This is a genomic window from Zobellia uliginosa (assembly GCF_900156625.1).
GTDB classification, from domain to species: Bacteria; Bacteroidota; Bacteroidia; order Flavobacteriales; family Flavobacteriaceae; genus Zobellia; species Zobellia uliginosa.
In genome coordinates this window covers 414,422-434,359 of sequence record NZ_FTOB01000002.1, presented here as the reverse complement: position 1 = coordinate 434,359, position 19,938 = coordinate 414,422, and the positions used below count along the sequence as shown (strand labels likewise).

The following is a 19,938-nucleotide window of genomic DNA, read 5'->3' as shown; positions in this document are numbered from 1 at the left end:
AATGAACGATAAGTTACTCTTTACAAGTCTATTGATAGCCTGTATGCTCTTTGTCAGTTGCAGCTCTAAACCAGACGTCTACAAGGTTGCCGACTTTGGGGCCATTGCCAATGGAAAAACCGTAAATACCGAGGCTATACAGCGTGCCATTGACGCTTGTAACGAAGAGGGAGGCGGTACGGTAATTCTTGAGAAAGGAGATTATGTTTCGGGAACGCTGCTACTGAAAGACAAGGTTACGCTTCATATTGCCGAAGATGCCCAACTGATAGGAAGCTCCAATCCCTTAGATTACCGTAGCATCGATACGTTTACCGATGCTACGGGACAAAAACGGGGCAATTGCCTTATCGGCGCAAAAAATGCCACAAACATTGCCATAACGGGAAAAGGGACTATCGACGGAAACGGGGAAGCCTTCCTTGCAAAAAATATAAAGGCTAAAATTAAGGAACTGAACCTTAGCCAAACGGAAGGTTTTGGTTCAAACCGCCCCTTTCTTCTGCGCTTTGTTAATTCTTTCCAGATTAAGGTACAAGATGTGCACTTACGCCAACCGGCCGCATGGACATGCCACTTCTACCAATCGAATGACATATTGGTCGAGAACGTATCTATTTACAGCCATGCCCACAAGAACAATGATGGTATTGATTTAGATTCCAGTTACGATGCTATTATTAAAAACTGCGATATCAATACGGGCGATGATGCCATTTGCATTAAAACTACGAGTCCGAAACCCACCTATAACGTACAGGTAAGCGATTGCAAGCTCAGAAGCGACTGGGGTTCGATCAAGTTCGGTACGGAGTCTATGGGAGCCATGTACAACATCGATATTAAAAACTGCCAGATTTACGATACTAAGGGCGGCGGCATCAAAATCTTAAGTGTGGATGGGGCCAATATTCACGATGTGACCATAGACGGTATTCAGATGGACCGAGTAGATATGCCTATTTTTATTCGTCTTGGCGAACGCTTACGTACCTACCGCAATGCCGAAAAACAAGAGGTTGGCTCTATTACCGATGTAATCATCAAAAATGTAAAAGGCAGTGCACGGGCCCTCGATAGCTCTAGGGTAAATCCGCCTTCAGGTATATTGTTGACAGGTACCCCCAACCATAAAATCGGGAAAATCGTCCTAGAAAACATTGAATTGAAATTACCCGGTGGCGGAACCGAAGAACATAAAATGGCTACAGTTGCGGAAGACGAAACCCGCTACCCTGAGTTCAGCTTCTTCAAAGTACTGCCTGCCTATGGCCTTTACGCAAGACATATAGAAAATCTACAAACCAACAACCTCGTGTTCACTTTAAACGACACCGATAAAAGAGAGTCTCACGTTTTAGTGGACACCCATACAACCCTATCAGAATAACGTTATGAACTTCAAAAATCAATTTACCGTTTACGCTTTAGTCTTTTTTAGTGCACTCGTGGGCCTTCCCACCCATGCCCAAAAGCGAAAAATAAAAAAGAAAGACCAACCCAACGTACTCATTATCTATACCGATGACCACCGTTTTTCTGGTGTTCATGCCTTGGGTGGAATGCAAGTAAAAACACCTAATATAGATGCCTTGATCGCCGATGGGATTTCATTTTCCAAGGGTTATTTAATGGGCGCTTTTTCCGGAGCTACCTGTGTACCTAGCAGGGCTATGCTATTGACCGGCAGAAACGTATTCGACCTACAGGGACAAGGACACAGTATTCCTCCTGAACATACCACCATAGGCGAAGCTTTACAGGCCAATGACTACAACACCCATATCGTAGGAAAATGGCACCAAGACAATGCTTCCTTGGCGCGCTCCTTCGATTCGGGAGACCGGCTTATGTCAAGAGGCCTTTACCTCGTCGACCATTTTCGTATGCCCTTGTGGGATTGGAAAAAAGATGGCGACTACAAATTTGAAGACGGCTACCTATTGGAATATGATAAAAATGGAAAAGTCGTTCGAAGACCGATAACCAAAAAAGAGAAAAGAGGCCCCTTTGGTACGGAAAAAAACGGTCCGCACACCTCTGAAATCTATGCAGAAAGCGCTTCCGATTATATCAAGGGCTATAAAAAGAAAGCCCCCTTCTTTATGTATCTGGCATTTCACGCACCCCACGATCCACGACAGGCACCACAAAAATATAAAGACATGTACCCGGTTGAAGACATCGTACTCCCCCCTTCCTATATGGCACAACATCCTTTTGACAACGGCCATATGTTCTTAAGGGATGAAGAACTGGCCGTATGGCCCCGAACACCAGAGGTTGCCAAACAAGAACTTTCTAATTATTATGCCATTATTACGCATCTAGATGCCCAAATAGGCAAAGTCATTGCCTCTTTAAAAGAAAGTGGTGCCTATGAAAATACCCTAATCGTTTTTGCCGGTGATAGCGGCCTGGCGGTAGGCAACCATGGCCTGATGGGAAAACAGAATATTTACGACGAAGACGGGGTTCACATCCCTCTTGTCTTTTCAGGAAACCTCATAAAAGATAAAGGTAGTAAGAGGGATGCCCTGGCCTATAACTTCGACATCTTTCCTACTATCTGTGATTTTATCGGTGTCGACATCCCAAGCTCCGTCACCGGCAAAAGCCTATTGCCCGTTATCAACAAAGAGAAGGCCAGTGTTCGTGATTATACCTACCATGCCTACAGACAATTCCAAAGGGCCTATAGAAAAGGGGATTACAAACTGATCGAATACGTACGTGCCAAAAATTATGACAAGAAAAACGGTGAAACTATAAAGGGTTCACGGGTTACCCAATTGTTCAATATAAAAAACGACCCTTGGGAAGTCTACGACCTTTCCTTCTTTCCCGAATACGCCGATCAGGTGAAGACCATGCGTAAGGAAATGAAAGAGAAAGCCAAAGAATTGGGTGATACCAAGGAAAATATTGAGGGAGAGAAATACGGATTTTGGGAATATTATTGAATTCAGTCATATGAAAAACCATTTCAAAACCAGAACAATGAAAATCACAAACCATAAAACCCTATGGGCCTTACTAGGAAGCGTCATCATTTCCTTGAATGCAATGGCCCAAGAAAAACCGAATATCATCCTTTTGTATGCCGATGATATTAGCGCTCGGGAACTTCCCATTTACGGTTCTACGGTTTGGAGTCCTCCGAAAGGGGGTAACACCTCCGATGTTCAATACCGCGCCAAAACCCCGGTATTAAACCAACTGGCCGAAGAAGGCTGTTATATAAAAACCGCTTGGGCAGCCACGGTATGCGGCCCAAGTAGGGCCATGATGATGACCGGTAGATATGCCCACTTACACAAATGGTGGCATAACAAGGATAAGGGCAAGGCACCCGATGGCAGGGGCTCTTGGAACTTATACGACAGTTCCCCCCACTCTATTGCAAATGTGGCCAAAGCGGGCGGGTATGCCACTTTTTGGGCGGGAAAAACCCAAATGAACATAGAAGGTTTTGCTTTTGACGAAGGCTGTTTTACCCCTGGGGAGGGTTCGTACAACCAGGCCATACCCACTACCGATTTTCGCTTAGAGACCCGAAAAATAAATGGAAGGAAGAAAATCTTTAACGCCGATACCGATCGTGAAATCCATAAAAAAAGCTATGTGCAATCGGGATGGTATTGGAAACCCCACGTACAGCTCATGAACCATCCGGGCACCAATAAAAAACTGGTTTGGTGGCCGAACACTAAAAAGGCAAAAAAAGAATTTGGCCTGAACACCTTTGGCCCCGATGTAGAACTCGATTTTATCTTTGAGTTCATGGAAAGAAAACAAAAGGAAGGCGAACCTTTCTTTGTTTACCACACCAGCCACTTGGGACATGACGCATGGGACTTTCTTCATCCTAATTCTGGAAACAAATGGCCCGGAACCCCTAAGATTAGCTGGAACGGCACCAAATACTCCCGTATCGAACCCCATATTACCGGAGATAAGGGAATATACAACACCCATGGTACGGTTACCGACAGCGGTATCCACCATCACATCAACTATCTCGATTATCAAGTTTGGCTATACATGAACAAACTCAAGGAGCTAGGTATCGAAAACAACACCATTTTCATTTTCTGCGCCGACAACGGTACGAGCGGTTATGGAAAATCGACCCCTATTTCACAAAAAGGAACGCATATACCCTTGATCATCTATGCCCCCGGTATGAATATGACCAAGAAAGGCTTGCAAGATGTGTTGGTAAATATCTCAGATATGCTTCCTACCATTGCCGACATTGCCGAGGTTGAAATACCCGACAGCTACGAAATTAACGGAGAAAGCTTGCTTCCGTTTTTAACTACCGATAAAAAAACGCATAGAAATTGGATTTACGGATACCATAAAGAAACCCAGATCGTAAGAGGTAATCTTGTTCTAAAGGACGGAAACGATATTTGGTACGATGTGAGCCAAACGCCCGAAGATCTCATCAGTTTTCCAAAAATCACCGATTGGGGCAAAGTATCTCAAGCCCATAGGGAAGAACGCGATGAACTATTGCAGATCATTCCCCAATACGACCTTCATGAAACGGAGCACGATGCCCCACGAAATGGAATTGGGACCGTAGCCCCGCTCAAAGCCCAATTGAACCGTTAACCTCATTGAAAACAGGCCACTGATAATGAAAAACCTATTACATCTATTTATTTTTAGCCAATTTGTGTTTCTATCGATTGGTATACAGGCACAAAAGACGCCCGAGACCTCGTCAAAAAACATTCGCTCGAAAAAAGGCAAAATTTGTTTTGCACTCTATACCGTTCATGAAAATACCTTAAAGCTTACGGCCCAATTTTATCCTATAAAAGATTATGAGCCCTTTTCCGCCGAACTTCAGATTCGTGAAGCCGATGGGTGGAAAACTGTTCAAAAATCATGGATTGAATATCCTGGGTATACCGCCCTATTTCGTATAGAAAATTGGGACGATACCCAAGAAAAGGAATACAGGATCGCCTATAACAACAAATCCTTCTACAAGGGTATCATTCAACAGAACCCGATTAACAAAGATGAAGTCATCATGGCCGCATTTTCATGTTGGTCGATTTACGAAAGACACGGAGGACAAGGCCCTGCTGATGATATTATTTCAAATTTGGAAAGGTTAAAACCCGATTTACTTTTCTTTGCCGGAGATCAAGTATACGACCACAGTCAACATTACAGCTATTGGCTGAAATTCGGGGAAGTTTTCGGCGATATCATTAGAAATACCCCTACGATTACCATACCCGATGACCACGATATCGGACAAGGAAATTTTTGGGGCAATGGCGGCAAAAAAATTAATAGTAGGGATGGTACCGAAGGGGGCTATTATATGCCCGTTGCTTATATAAAAGAAGTAGAAAGAGCTCAGACAGCACACTTACCCGACCCTTATGACCCAACGCCAATAGAGCAAGGCATTGGGGTGTACTATACCGATTTAAAATGGGGCGGCATCAGTTTTGCCATTATTGAAGATCGAAAATTTAAATCCGGTCCAGATCGTATACTCAAGAGAAGAGGGTTTAAAGATACTCGGGAAATGAATGTGCCCGGAGCGACCCTTTTAGGACAAAGACAACTTGACTTTTTAGAAGACTGGACCACGGACTGGAAAGATGCCGAAATGAAGGCTGTACTCTCTCAGACTATATTTGCCAATGTCACTACGCACACCCCTACCCTTGAAAAAAAACAGCGCTATAGTGTAGACTCAAATGGTTGGCCTCAAGCAGGAAGAAATAGGGCCTTAAGCGTCATTCGAAAAAGTTTTTCCTGTATGATTGCCGGCGACCAACATTTGGGTTCCGTAGTTCAGCATGGCATAGAAGACTGGAACAACGCCGGATACTCTTTTGCCGTACCCGCCTCATCAAACTTCTGGTTACGCTGGTGGAAACCCGACCACCCTGGAAAAAACCAGAAACCTGGCGCCTCTGATTATACAGGCGAATACCTAGACGGCTTCCACAACAAAATTACGGTACATGCGATAGCCAACCCGACACACAAAGACAACACCCCTACGGAAAACCTGCTTAATGGCAGGGCCTCAGGCTACGGTATTATCCGATTTAACAAAACCACACGGAAAATCACCTACGAATGTTGGCCCAGAAACGTAGACATGTTTGCAAAAGATAGCAAACCCTATAATGATTGGCCGATAACCTTCGACCAGACCGATAATTTTTTGATTAAGGACGGTTACTATCTCCCCACCCTAAAAATATCGATACCAGACCAGGTAATCACGGTCAAGGACTATTATACAAGTGAAGTGATTTCCTCCTTAAGAATAAAAGGAACGACCTATAAACCAACGGTCATGTATCCTGGTCGCTACACCATCGAAATTGGTGAAGGCGAAAAGATGAAACGCCTTTTCGATATCGAAGCCAAAAAGAAAAATAAAAAAGAAGTAAAGGTTACCCTATAGAATGATCATAGTAACACTTACAATCGAATAAAACATTTTCCAAATAACAAAGCTTTAATAATGATCAGACGTTTTTTTCTAATCGCATTACTATCACACAGCATAGTATTCCCGCAAGAGCCCCCCAACTACGATAACCAAGAAACACGCCTGGGTCCCCCCCAACCACCTATGGGCAAGCGATGGGTGTTAAACCCCGACTTTTCCGATGAGTTCAACGGTACCGAACTCGACACTACCAAATGGCTTGACCACCACCCGACCTGGATCGGCAGGGCCCCTGGTCTTTTTATGTCATCACAGGTTTCGGTAGGAGACGGATTTTTAAAAATGGAAGGAAAAAAATTAGAAAAAGATACTGTTGTACATGCCTACGGCAAAGACATTACCTTTAACATAGCCGGTGCCGCAGTAGTATCAAAAAAAGCAACGAAATTCGGGTATTACGAATGTCGCGTCAAAGCCGCGGCCACAACGATGTCTACTACCTTTTGGTTTTCCAGCTCCAATAATTTCAAAGGGCCTAACGATTGTGACCGCTATGGTTTGGAATGGGACATTCATGAATCTATCGGACGCGAAGGCGATTTCAGTGGAAGTTATTTTGCCAGTGGCATGCATTCCAATGCCCATTTTTGGTATACCGATTGTAACGGAAAAAAACATGACCACAGGGCACCGCAAGTAAAGTTCGAAGACGCCAAGCTTACCTCAGAAGACTTTAATGTTTATGGAGGATGGTGGCGCGATGAAAGCACCGCTAGCTATTACTATAACAACAGGCCACCGAAACACCAAAAATTCTATGACAAGGTAAAGAAGAAACCTTTTGACCAGCCTATGTACATGCGTCTGGTAAACGAAACCTATCCTTTTCCCTGGATCGAACTTCCTAATGCCGAAGAGCTAGCGGACCCGACCAAAAACATAGTTTATTACGATTGGGTCAGGGCCTACCGATTGGTCGATGTAAACGACCCTAATTCCGAAGTAGAAAAAGACCCGACCCTAAAACTATATCATGAAAACGTAACGTTTCCTAGTGCGACCATAGAACACAAACGGTCAAAATCCCTAGAAATCCCCCTATCATATCAAGCGAACGAAGACCGCGAAATAGCACTTATACTCTTTGACAACGAAGGAAAAAAAATAGAGGAAGCGGTTCTCACGGCCTATGCCGGGTATGCCAACCTCGAGTACACCTTGCTATTGGATCAAAAATTACCGATCGGCTCCCCTTATAGGCTCTCGGCCCATATACGCCCGCTAAAAGGGAATAAAAAAAGTAGCCTTGACGAAAGTACGGTCTATATCCATTTGACCAAATAAAGCCCCTAGCTTGTTCACTTAAATACAAATGACATGAATAAAAAGATGATAGCCCCCAAGATAGCATTGTTATTCACGGTTCTATACGGTATATCGACCTACGGGCAAAATACGGATGGAAACAAGGACTTTTTTAAACGCCTAAAGACCCAAGACCTAGCCTCCGACCCTTCGGTGGTGTGGCAGCAATTCGGCCCGGGAATGAGCGGTAACAACAAATGTGCCTTTTGGCACCCGACCGACCCCAACTCCCTTTATATCAGTCCGAATATGGGAAATTCCTACGTTTCTTTCGACCAAGGAAAAACCTACAGTACCATGCTCGATGAAGATGCTACGGGTTACAGGGAAGGCCAGCGAGGCCCCATGCAGTTGTTCAGTATCGATTTTTCACGTCAAAATCCCGATTTCGGTTTTTGTAGCGATGATAAGAACAAGGGCATCTTTGTTACCCATGACCGCGGGCGATCATGGCAGAACCTGAACCATCCGGTATTCGAGGGCAAATATGTGTCCTGTGTAGCGGTAGACCCGAAAAATGATGCCATTTGGTATGCAGGAGGTGGCGAAATGCGACATTTGGGAAGAATGCTCTTTCCGAACAGCCAACCCCACGGTTCAAGAGAACATAAGCCCAGCCTCAACAAACTATGGAAAAGTACCGACAAGGGAAAAACATGGAAGCTCATGAACAAGGGGTTTCATCCCAACACCCAATTCGAAACCCTATTGGTAGACCCAAAAAATTCGAATATGGTCTACGCCAGTACCAACTACGGTTTTTACAAAAGTACCGATGGGGCAAAAAGCTGGACACAGAAGACCAAGGGCTTCGATTATGACGTAATGCGGGCCATGGCACACCATTACGACCCTAGTACCAACACCCTTACGCTCTACGTTATCTCCAACCCTATGTGGAAACCCGACGGGAAGACATTGACCGATGACAAAGGGGGAATCTTCAAGAGTGTAGACCGCGGGGAAACTTGGCAAAAACTGCAAGGCAACCTAGCCCTAGACATGCGTCAATTTCAAAACAGTGCCGATATTAAAAAGAGCTATGTACACTGTGCCGCCTATGTTTTTGGTATGAAAGACGGCGAATTCAAAAAGAAATATCCTGAGATGCCCTCGGCCATTACCATTCGCTTCAACACCATTGCGGTAGACCCCAACGATGCCAACAACATTTACCTGAACAACGAATATTCCAATGCCTCGCGAAACAATTTTAAACCCGGGCAGCTATGGCGCAGCAAAGATGGGGGGAAGACATGGCATGTTGCCCTGCGAAACGGAAAAGCATGGAAAAAAGGTTCTAAAGACTACACCTATTGGACCGACCGGGGCAACCCTATGGAAACCAATATTTCCCTCCGCTATTTGAAGGATTGGGTAGACCGGGATTTTTACGAACGTAAAGGTTCTAATTTTGTACGGTGGAATGCAGACGGAACCGTACTTCACACCCAAATGGCCAAAATATCGCTTATGAGCTACGACAAAGGCGAAACTTGGGTAGATATCGATGACGAGTATACCACTCCCGGTACGGAAAGTTATGTCGGTGCGGGAAACAGTAACCTTCCAGGCCATGGTTTTTACCAACATCCCGAAATAAAGCACAAGGTATTCTGTATGGCCGGCGAAAACAGTCTATGGATTACCAACAACGAAGGAGCTAAGGTACGCCCAGGGGCACAAGCTGCGGAGTCACATAATTTTCTCGACAATGAAACCTCGTTAAGCTGGTATGCCATACACCCTAAAGATACCATGATCCATTACGCTTTGTTCTTTAGACAGGCGGCAAAAGGTAAATTTCTAAAGTCTATTGACAATGGAAAAACGTGGAAAGAGCATGGCATAGCGATCCCCAAATGGGAAACACAACCCCATAGTGGGGATCAAAGCGTTCATCAAAACCATCTTATCATAGACCCCAACAATCCCAATAACATGTATTTTGTGGTACCTAGGCGTTCTACGGACCTCGAATGGGTGGGGAACTCGGTAACCGGTTTTGGGGTACACGCAACTTACGACGGTGGAAAAACATGGCAAGAAGCCAATAGAGGCCTGCCCGATTCACGCGACGCCAGCAAAATCGCCTTCGACCCCGAGGACCCCAACACGCTTTACGTAGCCATACAGAACAAGGGAGGGGGACTCTTTAAATCGATTGACAAGGGTAAGTATTGGAGTAAGGTCTCCTCCACCGAAAAAATATCGGGCGATCAAGGCATTAACGACATCCATTTCTCTAGAAACGGAAAAGCTTACATTACCGCAGGTAGCAAAAGAGGAAAACCAAATGCCGGAGGGCTTTGGGTCAGTAACGACGGGCTTCGTAACTGGAAACGGATTTTTGACCACCCTTGGACCAACCGAATTGAAACGGCCTACTACAACCCGAACACCATTTTGGTCTCTACCTTGGGCAATGTCTCTATCGGCACAAAAAATGCAGGCACCTACCTTTCACAAGATGGAGGAAAGTCATGGTCAAAAATAAATAAGGGCAACGGCCAGAGCGATCGCATCAACGATATTGCCATAGACAACTATACCCCGGGCAAGTTTTACGCTTCAACACGAGGTAGTGGATGGTACGTAGCGCAGCACCCCAAACCGAACAAGACCATATATCAATAACTAAGCAAAATACCCAAGAAGCATGAAAAACCTTTCCTTTTTACTCTCGGCCCTATGCGGTATAACGTACACCCTAAACGCCCAAACAGAGCTTTTGGTTCCCGAACAGGCCGATCAATACGTACGCGTGTACAAAGCGGACGGAGACTATTTTTTCGGTCCCGATACCCCGAACCTGAAAGAGGGAAAATGGTACGACGAATGGGTGCCCAACGACCACACCTTTGTAAAGGGCGATGACGGCTTATGGCACATATTCGGCATTACCCACCCCCTCGTGGAAACCAAACCGCTCAACAAGGGTATACATGAAGGTGAATATGCTTCCTTTCACGCCGTGTCACGGGCTACAAATTTCAAGGAAACCCTAAATGAAAACCATTATAACGACCTTCCCAAGATACTCACCCCTAAAGATCGCCCCGGTGAAATACCCGCAAACCACGCCCCATATATCGTTAAGAAAGACGGACGCTTTCAAATGGTATACGGCCATAGCCCCATACGTTTGGCTGTTTCCGATAATCTCTATGATTGGGAACCAAAAGGAGAACTCTTTTCAGACCCAGATGGAGCCCGTGACCCAAATATACTTTTATACAATGGCACCTATTACCTGACCTACTGTTCCATCAAAAGTGTCCGTATGGTGACTTCTAAGGATTTGATACACTGGAGTAAGCCCAAAACCATCCTAAAGACAAATCAATTCGACCCTGAGTCTCCCAGTCTATTATTTCATGACAATTCCTTTTACCTCTTTGTCTGTGCTTGGGAAGGCGGATGGGACGGTAAGGATATTCAAGGCGCCTATACCCACAAAGCCTATGTCTACCAGTCAAATGACCTGACCGATTTTGGGGTTGACCAAGAAAATGAAATCACCGTATTAAAGGCACATGCCCCCGAGATTTTTCAGGACGAAGATGGGCAATGGTATATATCAAGTGTTGAATGGCCTTACAGAGGGGTGAGTATCGATAAATTGAAATGGATCAAAAAATAACAGAACTATAAATAGTTGCAAATTAGAGCATTGAACTATGAAAAAAACGACTTTATTTCTAGTATTGGCATGTCTTACTACAGCACTTCAAGCCCAGACAAAAGACTTTTTTCAACAGATCAAAACGGAGAAAGTAGCATCGGACCCTTCCGTTGAATGGAAGAATTTCGGTCCGGGAATGTCGGGCTATTGCGAAGAATTCTGGAACCACCCCACCGATGCCAATGTGATGTTCATGGGCCCCGATATGCATGTGAGTTACGGAACATGGGACAATGGAAAATCTTGGCATTCGCTAAAAGATCACGATGGATTGGGCCACGATATGAAACGGGTCCTCGACATTGAATTTTCACTACAAAACCCCGACTACGGTATGGCCATCGATTGGAACGGTTGGGTCTTTGAAACCCTTGACCGGGGCCGAACATGGAAAAAGACTACGGAATTGGGCGGAAGCCATAAAGACGTGAACATAGATCCCAACGACCCCAAATCATTTGAAAAAGGTTGGTATTACGAACAAGAGGGCACACGCTTGAGCGAACTGGCCGTAGACCCGACCGACGACAATATCTGGTATGCGGGCGCAGGTGATTTTTGGAACGTAAAGAGCAACCACAGATCGGCCGCCAACCCCAACGGCATTTTCTTCAAATACGCAGCCTATGGCTGTATCTATAAGTCTACCGACAAAGGCCGAACATGGAAAAAAATAACTAAGGGCCTTCACGAAAAGACCGATGTGGGAAAAATTATTGTAAACCCGAAGAACAATCGACACATCGTTATGGCTACCAACTTCGGATTGATGCGCAGTACCGATGGCGGACTTTCTTGGAAAAAAGGTGGTAAGGGACTCCCCAACAACCTTCCCCGTGACCTGACCTCCTACTACGACCCAAGAACCAATGAATTTGTTCTGTATTTGGTAGACCAAACGGTTTATGAAGACAAAGGAAATACGGTAAGCGCAAAAGGAGGCGTGTTTAAAAGTACCGATGGCGGTAAAAGCTGGAAAAATATTACCGGTAATCTCTATTTTGATATGACCGCCCTCCACTCCAATGCAGAAGTAGACCGTTTCCATAAAACCATGGGATACTGGTTCGGAACCTCAAAGTCGGAATCGAAGAAAAAGTTCACCACCTTGCCCTCAAAAACACTTCCGGTTTTCAATCGATTGGTGGTCAACCCCTTGAACAAAGACGAAATCTATGTAAGCTACAATCGCAAACACGACTTTACCTTCGGCCCAGGTGACGTATGGCGAAGCTTAGATGGCGGAAAAACCTGGATTACCTGTGCCAGATACGGTGCGTATTGGAAAGGAAACAAGGATCTGGACTATTGGAAAAGCAGGAACAACCCCACCGGAACCAATATCGAGTTTGCCCACCTACAGACCTATATGGACGGGATTGCGGGTTCCTCAGGCAACCGAATGATGTCAATAGCCCCTAATGGAAACCTTTATATCGGTATAGACCAACAAACCCTACGGTCAACGGACAAGGGCATGACCTGGCAGCAAATAGATGATTATGAGACCTCACCGGGCAGTAACAAATGGATCGGCCGAGGGGGCAGTAATCTTCCGGGAAGGTTTATGCTTTTAGAAACAGGTATTAAAAACAGAAGATTGCTCTGTAGCGGCGAGCACGGATTATGGCAAACTACGGATTTAGAAGGGTGGCCCGATAAGCAAGCCGTAGCCGTAGAGCAAATTGAAGGACAGGTGCATGACCATAGCGGTAATCATGGGGCCCACTCCATATCTACCGTAGCCGTGCATCCAAATGATCCAAATACTATTTTCATTTTGTCATGGCGCCAAGAACACCGCGGTAAATTGCGCAAGACTACCGATGGCGGAAAAACTTGGACGAATATCGCTACGATTTTTGAAGCCGACAATAACTCATGGCAAGGTCTGGCCCCGCAGAACTCCCTATTGATCGACCCGAATAGCCCCGATACCATGTATTTCTGCTCGACTTCGCGAAAAATTTCGGAAATAGGCGGAGGAAAACCTGAAAAACTCACCAAAGGCGGCTATGGTTTCTATCGATCCTTTGACGGAGGCCATACTTGGGAATTGAGCAATACCGGTTTTCATAAAAATGCAAGTGTTAGGCGTATCATTATGCATCCTGATCAACCGGAAACCCTTTATGCCGCCCTGAACGATAAAAACGGGGGGCTCTATATTTCCAAGGACAAAGGGAGCAATTGGGTAAAGATGACCATTCCATCCGTTATAAATTCGGTGAACAATGTTTTCATAGATCGCAATACCAAAGATATACTCATTTCTACCGGACAACGTAGTGGCACTTATGAAGAAGGCGGAGTTTGGCGCAGCACGGACAACGGTAAAACCTGGCAACAAATATTTAAGGCTCCTTTTGTCTGGCAGGCCGAAACCTCTCCCCTTGATCCGAAACTTATCGTTCTCAGTGTTGCGGGACAACAGGTAAGCATGTCCGGTAAATTCATGAATCCGGGTATTTACCTCAGCACAGATGACGGTAAAAGCTGGAAAAAAATCAATAAAGGTCTGGGCCAACCTGACAAGATGGTTGATGTTAAACCCGACCCCTATAACAAAGATGTGCTTTGGTGTGCCGGATGGGGCAGCGGTTGGTTCATAAGCTACTTGAACGGCAGCACAGACGGATGGGCCCAATAACAACAAAAACAAGAATCGAAATGAAGCTATTTAGAAACCTTTTTGCTTTCTGCTATGTGTTACTGCTTCCTATCACGGGCATATCGCAGTCTAAAACCTATACCGACCCAAAACCAAGTACCGGTATACAATGCCAGCAGTGGGAGGTTATCGATGTGGTCTTCCCTGTAAACAAAAAAACAAAGGCCCCTTTTGAGCTTGTGGCCACCGCCCAAGTGACAGATGGAAAACAAACACAGCAGATTCCCCTATTTTACAATGGCAAGGGCACATGGGTGTTACGATACTCCAGTGGCATCATGGGCGATAAATCCTATATAATAACTTCCGAACTAAAGGCTTTGAACGGAAAAAAAGGAAAGATTACCGTGGTCAAAAATCAAAAAACCGAGCGTCATGGGGGCATTGTACTGAACAAAGACAACCCACGGCATTTGTTCTATGAAGACGGTTCACATTACTTTAACCTGGCTTTTGAATGCGATTGGCTCTTTGCTCTCGATTACGGGAAAGAAGACATGGCCAAGACCAAGCACCTCTTGTCCTTATTAAACGAATACCGTTTCAATCAGGTGGTCATGAACGTGTATTCATACGACGTATCTTGGCCAAAAGACGAACGTCTGGCCGAGCATCCCGAGCACGAATATGGGGGGCGTGAAGATATTTTTCCTTTTCTGGGGTCTAATTCCAATCCGGACTACAGTTCGCTAAACATTGACTTTTTTAAACATTTTGACAAAGTCATCTCGGAAATGCACGATCAAGAAATCGTTAGTCACCTTATGATCTACGTCTGGAACAAACTGGTATCGTGGCCGGAAATGGAATCTGAGGCCGACAATAGGTATTATGACTATATCATAAAACGCTACCAGGCTTTTCCGAATATCATCTGGGACGTTTCAAAGGAAGCCCTGCACAAAACAAGGGCCACTGCCGCCTATATTTCAGAACGTATTGAACGAACTAGAAACCTTGATTCTTACGATAGGCTGGTATCCGTCCATGATTATGGCTTCTGTAGAAACCATGCCGATGAAGTCGATTTTATTTCGATGCAAAACTGGCAACACACCCTGTACCAGAATATGTTGAATGCCCGAAACGACTTCCCCAATAAACCTATTTTCAATATCGAACACGGGGGATATGAAGAATCGCCCTACGTGGTCTTTCCGGGAGCTTACGTAAATGCCGAAGTATGTTTACGAAGAAACTATATGTGTCTGTTCGCAGGCGGATACACCACCTATTATTGGCAAGGGTCCTCATGGAACGCACTAATACACAACCCTTTTGAACAACCTGATGATTTTAAAAAACCCCATTTCGAATATTTCACCCACATGCGAAAACTATTTGATTCCGCACCTTTCGAGAATTTTGAACCTAATGCCAGATACAATGGTAGCGGATACAATTTGACCAATGAAAAGGATGGCATCATTTTAATATATACCCCAAAGGAAAATCACTACACCTCGGCCAAGGTTCAAATTTCAAAAGAGTTCGACTACGAAAACGCCACCCAACAATGGTTCAATACCCTTACGGGTGAATTGACTCCCGAAGAAAAATACAATATGAAGGAACTTGGTTTTTGGGATTACCGCCCCTGGCGGTACGAGGCCGATGCCATTCTTATCATTCGCAACTTAAAACCGAAAAACAAATGAAACCTTTAGCCCCCTCTTTCCCTTTTAAATTATGCACCTGCCTTCTTTTTTTCGTAACATCGGTAATTGGCTTTTCCCAAAACGCACCTAAAAAAAACGAAAAATCCGCTACACCCTATCAAGCGGATTGGTCGTCTTTGCAAAAGCACACTACGCCCGATTGGCTTTATGGAATGAAATTCGGAATCTATTTCCACTGGGGGCCACAGACGGTACAAGTAGCTTCAAAAAACCCCGAAATGACCGTCCTTGAAGCTGTTGATGCTTGGAAAGGCGAAAATTTCGATGCTAAAAAATGGGTCGATTTGATACAGGATGCAGGCGCCCAGTTCGGCGGGCCCGTAGCATGGCACGGTAGCGGGGTCGTAAATTGGGATAGCGATATTACCGATTGGAATTCCCTAAATAAAGGACCTAAAGTAGACATATACGGAAGCCTGGCAAAAGAACTCCGTAAACGTAATATGCCTATAATATCCTCTTTCCATACGGGTGATTTTTGGAGCCGTATGTGGGGCCGATTATCCAAGGAAAACTCAACTTATCTCGACCCCTACGAAGACAATTCAAAATACGCCACTGCAAATAAAGGCCGAACAGCAGAAGTCATTTTCCAGGCTTGGTTTGACCGTATTTCAGAAGCTATCAACAAATACGAACCGGACATGATTTGGTTTGATACCGGCTTTGGGGGAACCGTGAAAGGCGAATTAAAAAAGTACACAGACCGTGGCCGCCTGTTACCGGAAGGTGATAATGAACTGATCAGTGTACCGGAAAGTTATCAGCAAAAATTGATCCGTGATTATTTCAATAAGGGACTAGAATTAGGCAAAGAAGTAGAAGTATTTTATAAGACCCATGATATTCCACCGGGAATAGGAATTCGCGATATCGAAGATGGGAACCTGCTGGGAATGCAATACGACCCATGGATGGCGGATATTAATATGCAACGCCACTTTGAATGGCCTAGTCCTTGGTTTTATAATCCGGCAAACAAGGTTAAAGAGGCTGGAACATTGATTGATATGTTAATTGATATGACCAGTAAGAATGGCAGAATGCTTCTAAACGTGCCCCCAAAAGCAGATGGTAGTTTTCCAGAGGAAACCAAAAAGGAACTATATGCCATGGGTGATTGGTTGAAAATAAACGGGGAAGCCATCTACAACACCATGCCCTGGATATTTTATGGCGAAGGACCTACGGAAGTAACCAATCCCGGCCATCACGGACAAGGAAAAAACCGGGGGGAATTGATTCCTAAATACACTTCAGAAGATATTCGGTTTACCCAAAACGGAAAAAATTTGTACGCTATCTGTATGGAATGGCCAGGGAAACAAATTACCATTAGAACATTAGGCAGCAAGGGGAAACTCTATCCCGGAGACATCAAAAATATTTCAATGTTGGGATGCAATGAAAGCATCAAATGGGAACAGAAAGTGGAAGGGCTTGTCGTTCAATTTCCGAAACAAAAACCCTGCAATTTTGCCTATGTGCTAAAAATTGAGCGCCGTTAAATTTTCTCGCTCAAAAGTAATAGAACACTAATATAGTAACACAGAAAATGAGACATCTAAATCACCATCGGAAAAAAGAAAAAAGTACCCCTGCATATACTTTTCTGTCAATTGTTTTGCTTCTTTTTTGCCATTTGGGCTTATCGGCACAAATTGTTCTCCTTGGGGACAACGCCCCCTACCCCAATGTAAACGATGGTGATTTTAATTTGATACAGTCCGGTTCTTGGCGCCTCGGATTGCAATCCCCATTCTGGACCCCCTCTATGGAACCTCAAAAAGAAGGACATTCTATGGGTCTTTTCGCCGGTCGCTATTTTAGCTCTTTCGATTATGCCTATATCGATTCCAAGCCCTTGAACACCACCCCTGGTTATCAAGACCTAAAGGTGGGCGATGAATTGAACTGGAGCCTTGGGGCCGATTTGGAATACATCAGCAAGGGTTCCCTTTCCTTACTCCTATTCTTCGGTGAACAAGAGCGCATCTTAGCCGAGAAAGTAAAACTCATAGGGTCGGACAAAACCGTTGAACATTTTTCAGGCACCTATACCATAACCCAAAAAGACGTAATGGCGGGACCTCCCCGTGTTCGGGTCGTATTTTATTCCAGTGAAGACGTTAAAGTTTTTCTAGATTATGTCAACCTTAGCGTAAAAGCTCCCGAAAAAGAAGGTCCTAGCCTTTCGGGAAAAATAGTGGCCGACGGCATCCGTTTGGATTGGACGGATAAAAAAGCGCATTCAGACAGCAAGTTTTCGGTTTACCGAAGCAGAGGAAAAAGCGAAGCGTACAACAAACTGACCACGACCGCTGATCTTAGTTTTACCGATACAGACCTTATCAACGGTATGTCATATAGCTATGTCGTAACCCGCCTCGACACTTCAGAATCTGCGGGTTCTAACAAAGTGCTCCTTAAAAAAATAGACAGTGACGCACCCGCACCTCCAACTGCCCTAAAAATTAAGGCCCTTGACACTGAAATTAAACTGGAGTGGAACAAAAGTATCGATGTTGATGTGGCCTATTATTCGGTTTACAGAGGAGATTCCGAAGGCAATCAGCTTCGCCAGATTGCCCATGATCTTACGAGTACCCAATATGTTGATTTTACTCCGAAAAAAGAGGACTATAACTCGTATGTGGTCTTCGCCCACGATCATTCAGGAAATAAGAGTAAAGCCTCACAACTGCTAAGGGCCAAAGTAAAAGCGGTATCCGGCACTTCGTTTAGCGACCTTATTCTACCTATACCCATACATAAAGACCTACGAAGCGATCTTTGGGGGGCAGAAGGCGTTTTGCCCCGTGACCCTGATAACGGTATAGAAGATCCCGAGTGGAGCTATTGGGGCGGCAGACCGGTAAAAGACCAAGACAACAAATACCATATGCTGGTTACCCGATGGCCCGCAAACGCAACCAAAGGCCATTGGGAATGGCCCAACTCAACGGTGGCCCATGTGATCTCCGAAACACCGACCGGACCCTACAAAGTAAAAGAAGATACCGCCTATGGTTTTCATAATGGACTAGGCCATAATCCCGATATAATTCTATTGAACGACGGCACATATATGCTGTATTCCTTGATAGATTGGGAAGCGACCCTGTTCACCTCCAAGACCATGAACGGCCCATGGAAGCGTTTGGGAACCATGACCGTCGATTGGAAAAGCAGCAATGAAGACGAAAAACTTTCATACCGGTATTACCGCAACTTGTCAGGCGTTCAGTTAAAAGATGGCCGCTTTCTATTTGTAACCAAGGCCGGGGAAATGATGCGCAGTGTCACAGACGACCCACTCGGCCCCTATACCGTACTGACCGACCAGATTCGATACAACCCCATTATTCCCGAAAAATATAGAAACTCCAATTACGAAGACCCGGTACTTTGGAAAGATGAAGTACAGTACCATATGATCATCAATGCATTTTGGGACTATCGCGCCATTTACCTGCGCTCACCCGACGGCATCCATTGGAAATTCAACCCCGGTACGGCCTATACGCCTGACAATACTTCCTATGAAGACGGTACGCGAACCCATTGGTACAAACTAGAGCGCCCGCATATATTACAAGATGAATACGGGAGGGCCCCCCATCTTTCCCTTGCCGTAATAGACGTCCCAAAAGCAGATGATTTGGCCAGGGATAAACACAGTTCAAAAAACATCATTGTTCCCCTTACCGTACACAAACGCATTCAACTCTTGAACAAACAGAAGATAGGCCCATCAACAAAAAAAATAAGGGTCCTGATACATTCAGAAGCGGATTTTGACGCCCAAAACGATATCGACCTTACCTCTTTACGATTCGGCGCTTCAGAGGAAGTCGATTTTGGAAAGGGCTCAAAAGTTATAAAAACCAAAAAAAAAGGAAAGGACCTCATCGTGGAATTTGACGGCTCTGGAAATGGAATTACGGATATGAATTTTGCAGGAAAACTCCTTGGAAAAACAAAGGAAGGGAAACTGATTATTGCTTTCTCTAAGCTTGCAGCGAACAAAGGTTAAACTCTACAAACATTTCAAATAATAGTATAGTCCCCAAAACTTACGATAGAATCATGT

At 44.8% G+C, this 19,938-nt stretch carries 11 protein-coding genes; all 11 read left to right on the top strand.

All coding sequences use genetic code 11. From position 1 onward, the window contains the following. The first annotated feature begins 1 nt into the window (after nucleotide 1). The 11 genes from BW980_RS06470 to BW980_RS06420 are packed head-to-tail and all read left to right on the top strand — an operon-like array spanning nucleotide 2 to nucleotide 19,881. Nucleotides 2-1,390, top strand: coding sequence for a glycoside hydrolase family 28 protein (locus BW980_RS06470; RefSeq protein WP_076454115.1), 1,389 nt, complete (start codon nucleotides 2-4; stop codon nucleotides 1,388-1,390). 4 nt (nucleotides 1,391-1,394) lie between these two features. Continuing rightward, complete coding sequence (locus tag BW980_RS06465) at nucleotides 1,395-2,963, top strand: sulfatase family protein (protein ID WP_076454114.1); 1,569 nt, start codon at nucleotides 1,395-1,397, stop codon at nucleotides 2,961-2,963. Nucleotides 2,964-3,000: 37 nt separating this feature from the next. After that, nucleotides 3,001-4,623 carry a sulfatase-like hydrolase/transferase gene (locus tag BW980_RS06460; RefSeq protein WP_175609864.1) on the top strand — a complete coding sequence of 541 codons (1,623 nt, stop codon included), beginning with the start codon at nucleotides 3,001-3,003 and terminating at the stop codon, nucleotides 4,621-4,623. Nucleotides 4,624-4,648: 25 nt separating this feature from the next. Then, nucleotides 4,649-6,457 (top strand): alkaline phosphatase D family protein, encoded by a 1,809-nt coding sequence (locus BW980_RS06455; protein WP_076454113.1) that lies wholly within the window; start codon nucleotides 4,649-4,651, stop codon nucleotides 6,455-6,457. 60 nt (nucleotides 6,458-6,517) lie between these two features. Beyond that, on the top strand, nucleotides 6,518-7,789 hold the full coding sequence (locus BW980_RS06450; protein ID WP_245799980.1) for a family 16 glycosylhydrolase: 1,272 nt from the start codon (nucleotides 6,518-6,520) through the stop codon (nucleotides 7,787-7,789). Nucleotides 7,790-7,822: 33 nt separating this feature from the next. Further along, entirely contained in the window at nucleotides 7,823-10,447 is a 2,625-nt protein-coding gene (locus tag BW980_RS06445; protein WP_076454111.1) for a WD40/YVTN/BNR-like repeat-containing protein, read from the top strand. A gap of 22 nt (nucleotides 10,448-10,469) precedes the next feature. After that, on the top strand, nucleotides 10,470-11,453 hold the full coding sequence (locus BW980_RS06440; RefSeq protein ID WP_076454110.1) for a family 43 glycosylhydrolase: 984 nt from the start codon (nucleotides 10,470-10,472) through the stop codon (nucleotides 11,451-11,453). 37 nt (nucleotides 11,454-11,490) lie between these two features. Beyond that, on the top strand, nucleotides 11,491-14,145 hold the full coding sequence (locus tag BW980_RS06435) for a WD40/YVTN/BNR-like repeat-containing protein (protein ID WP_076454109.1): 2,655 nt from the start codon (nucleotides 11,491-11,493) through the stop codon (nucleotides 14,143-14,145). Nucleotides 14,146-14,165: 20 nt separating this feature from the next. After that, nucleotides 14,166-15,824, top strand: a complete 1,659-nt coding sequence (locus BW980_RS06430; RefSeq protein ID WP_076454732.1) for an apiosidase-like domain-containing protein — start codon at nucleotides 14,166-14,168, stop codon at nucleotides 15,822-15,824. Further along, nucleotides 15,821-17,353, top strand: coding sequence for an alpha-L-fucosidase (locus BW980_RS06425; RefSeq protein ID WP_076454108.1), 1,533 nt, complete (start codon nucleotides 15,821-15,823; stop codon nucleotides 17,351-17,353). Before BW980_RS06430 ends, BW980_RS06425 begins: the two co-directional genes overlap by 4 nt. Before the next feature lie 47 nt (nucleotides 17,354-17,400). Then, on the top strand, nucleotides 17,401-19,881 hold the full coding sequence (locus BW980_RS06420) for a hypothetical protein (RefSeq protein WP_076454107.1): 2,481 nt from the start codon (nucleotides 17,401-17,403) through the stop codon (nucleotides 19,879-19,881). The last annotated feature ends 57 nt before the right edge of the window (nucleotides 19,882-19,938 follow it).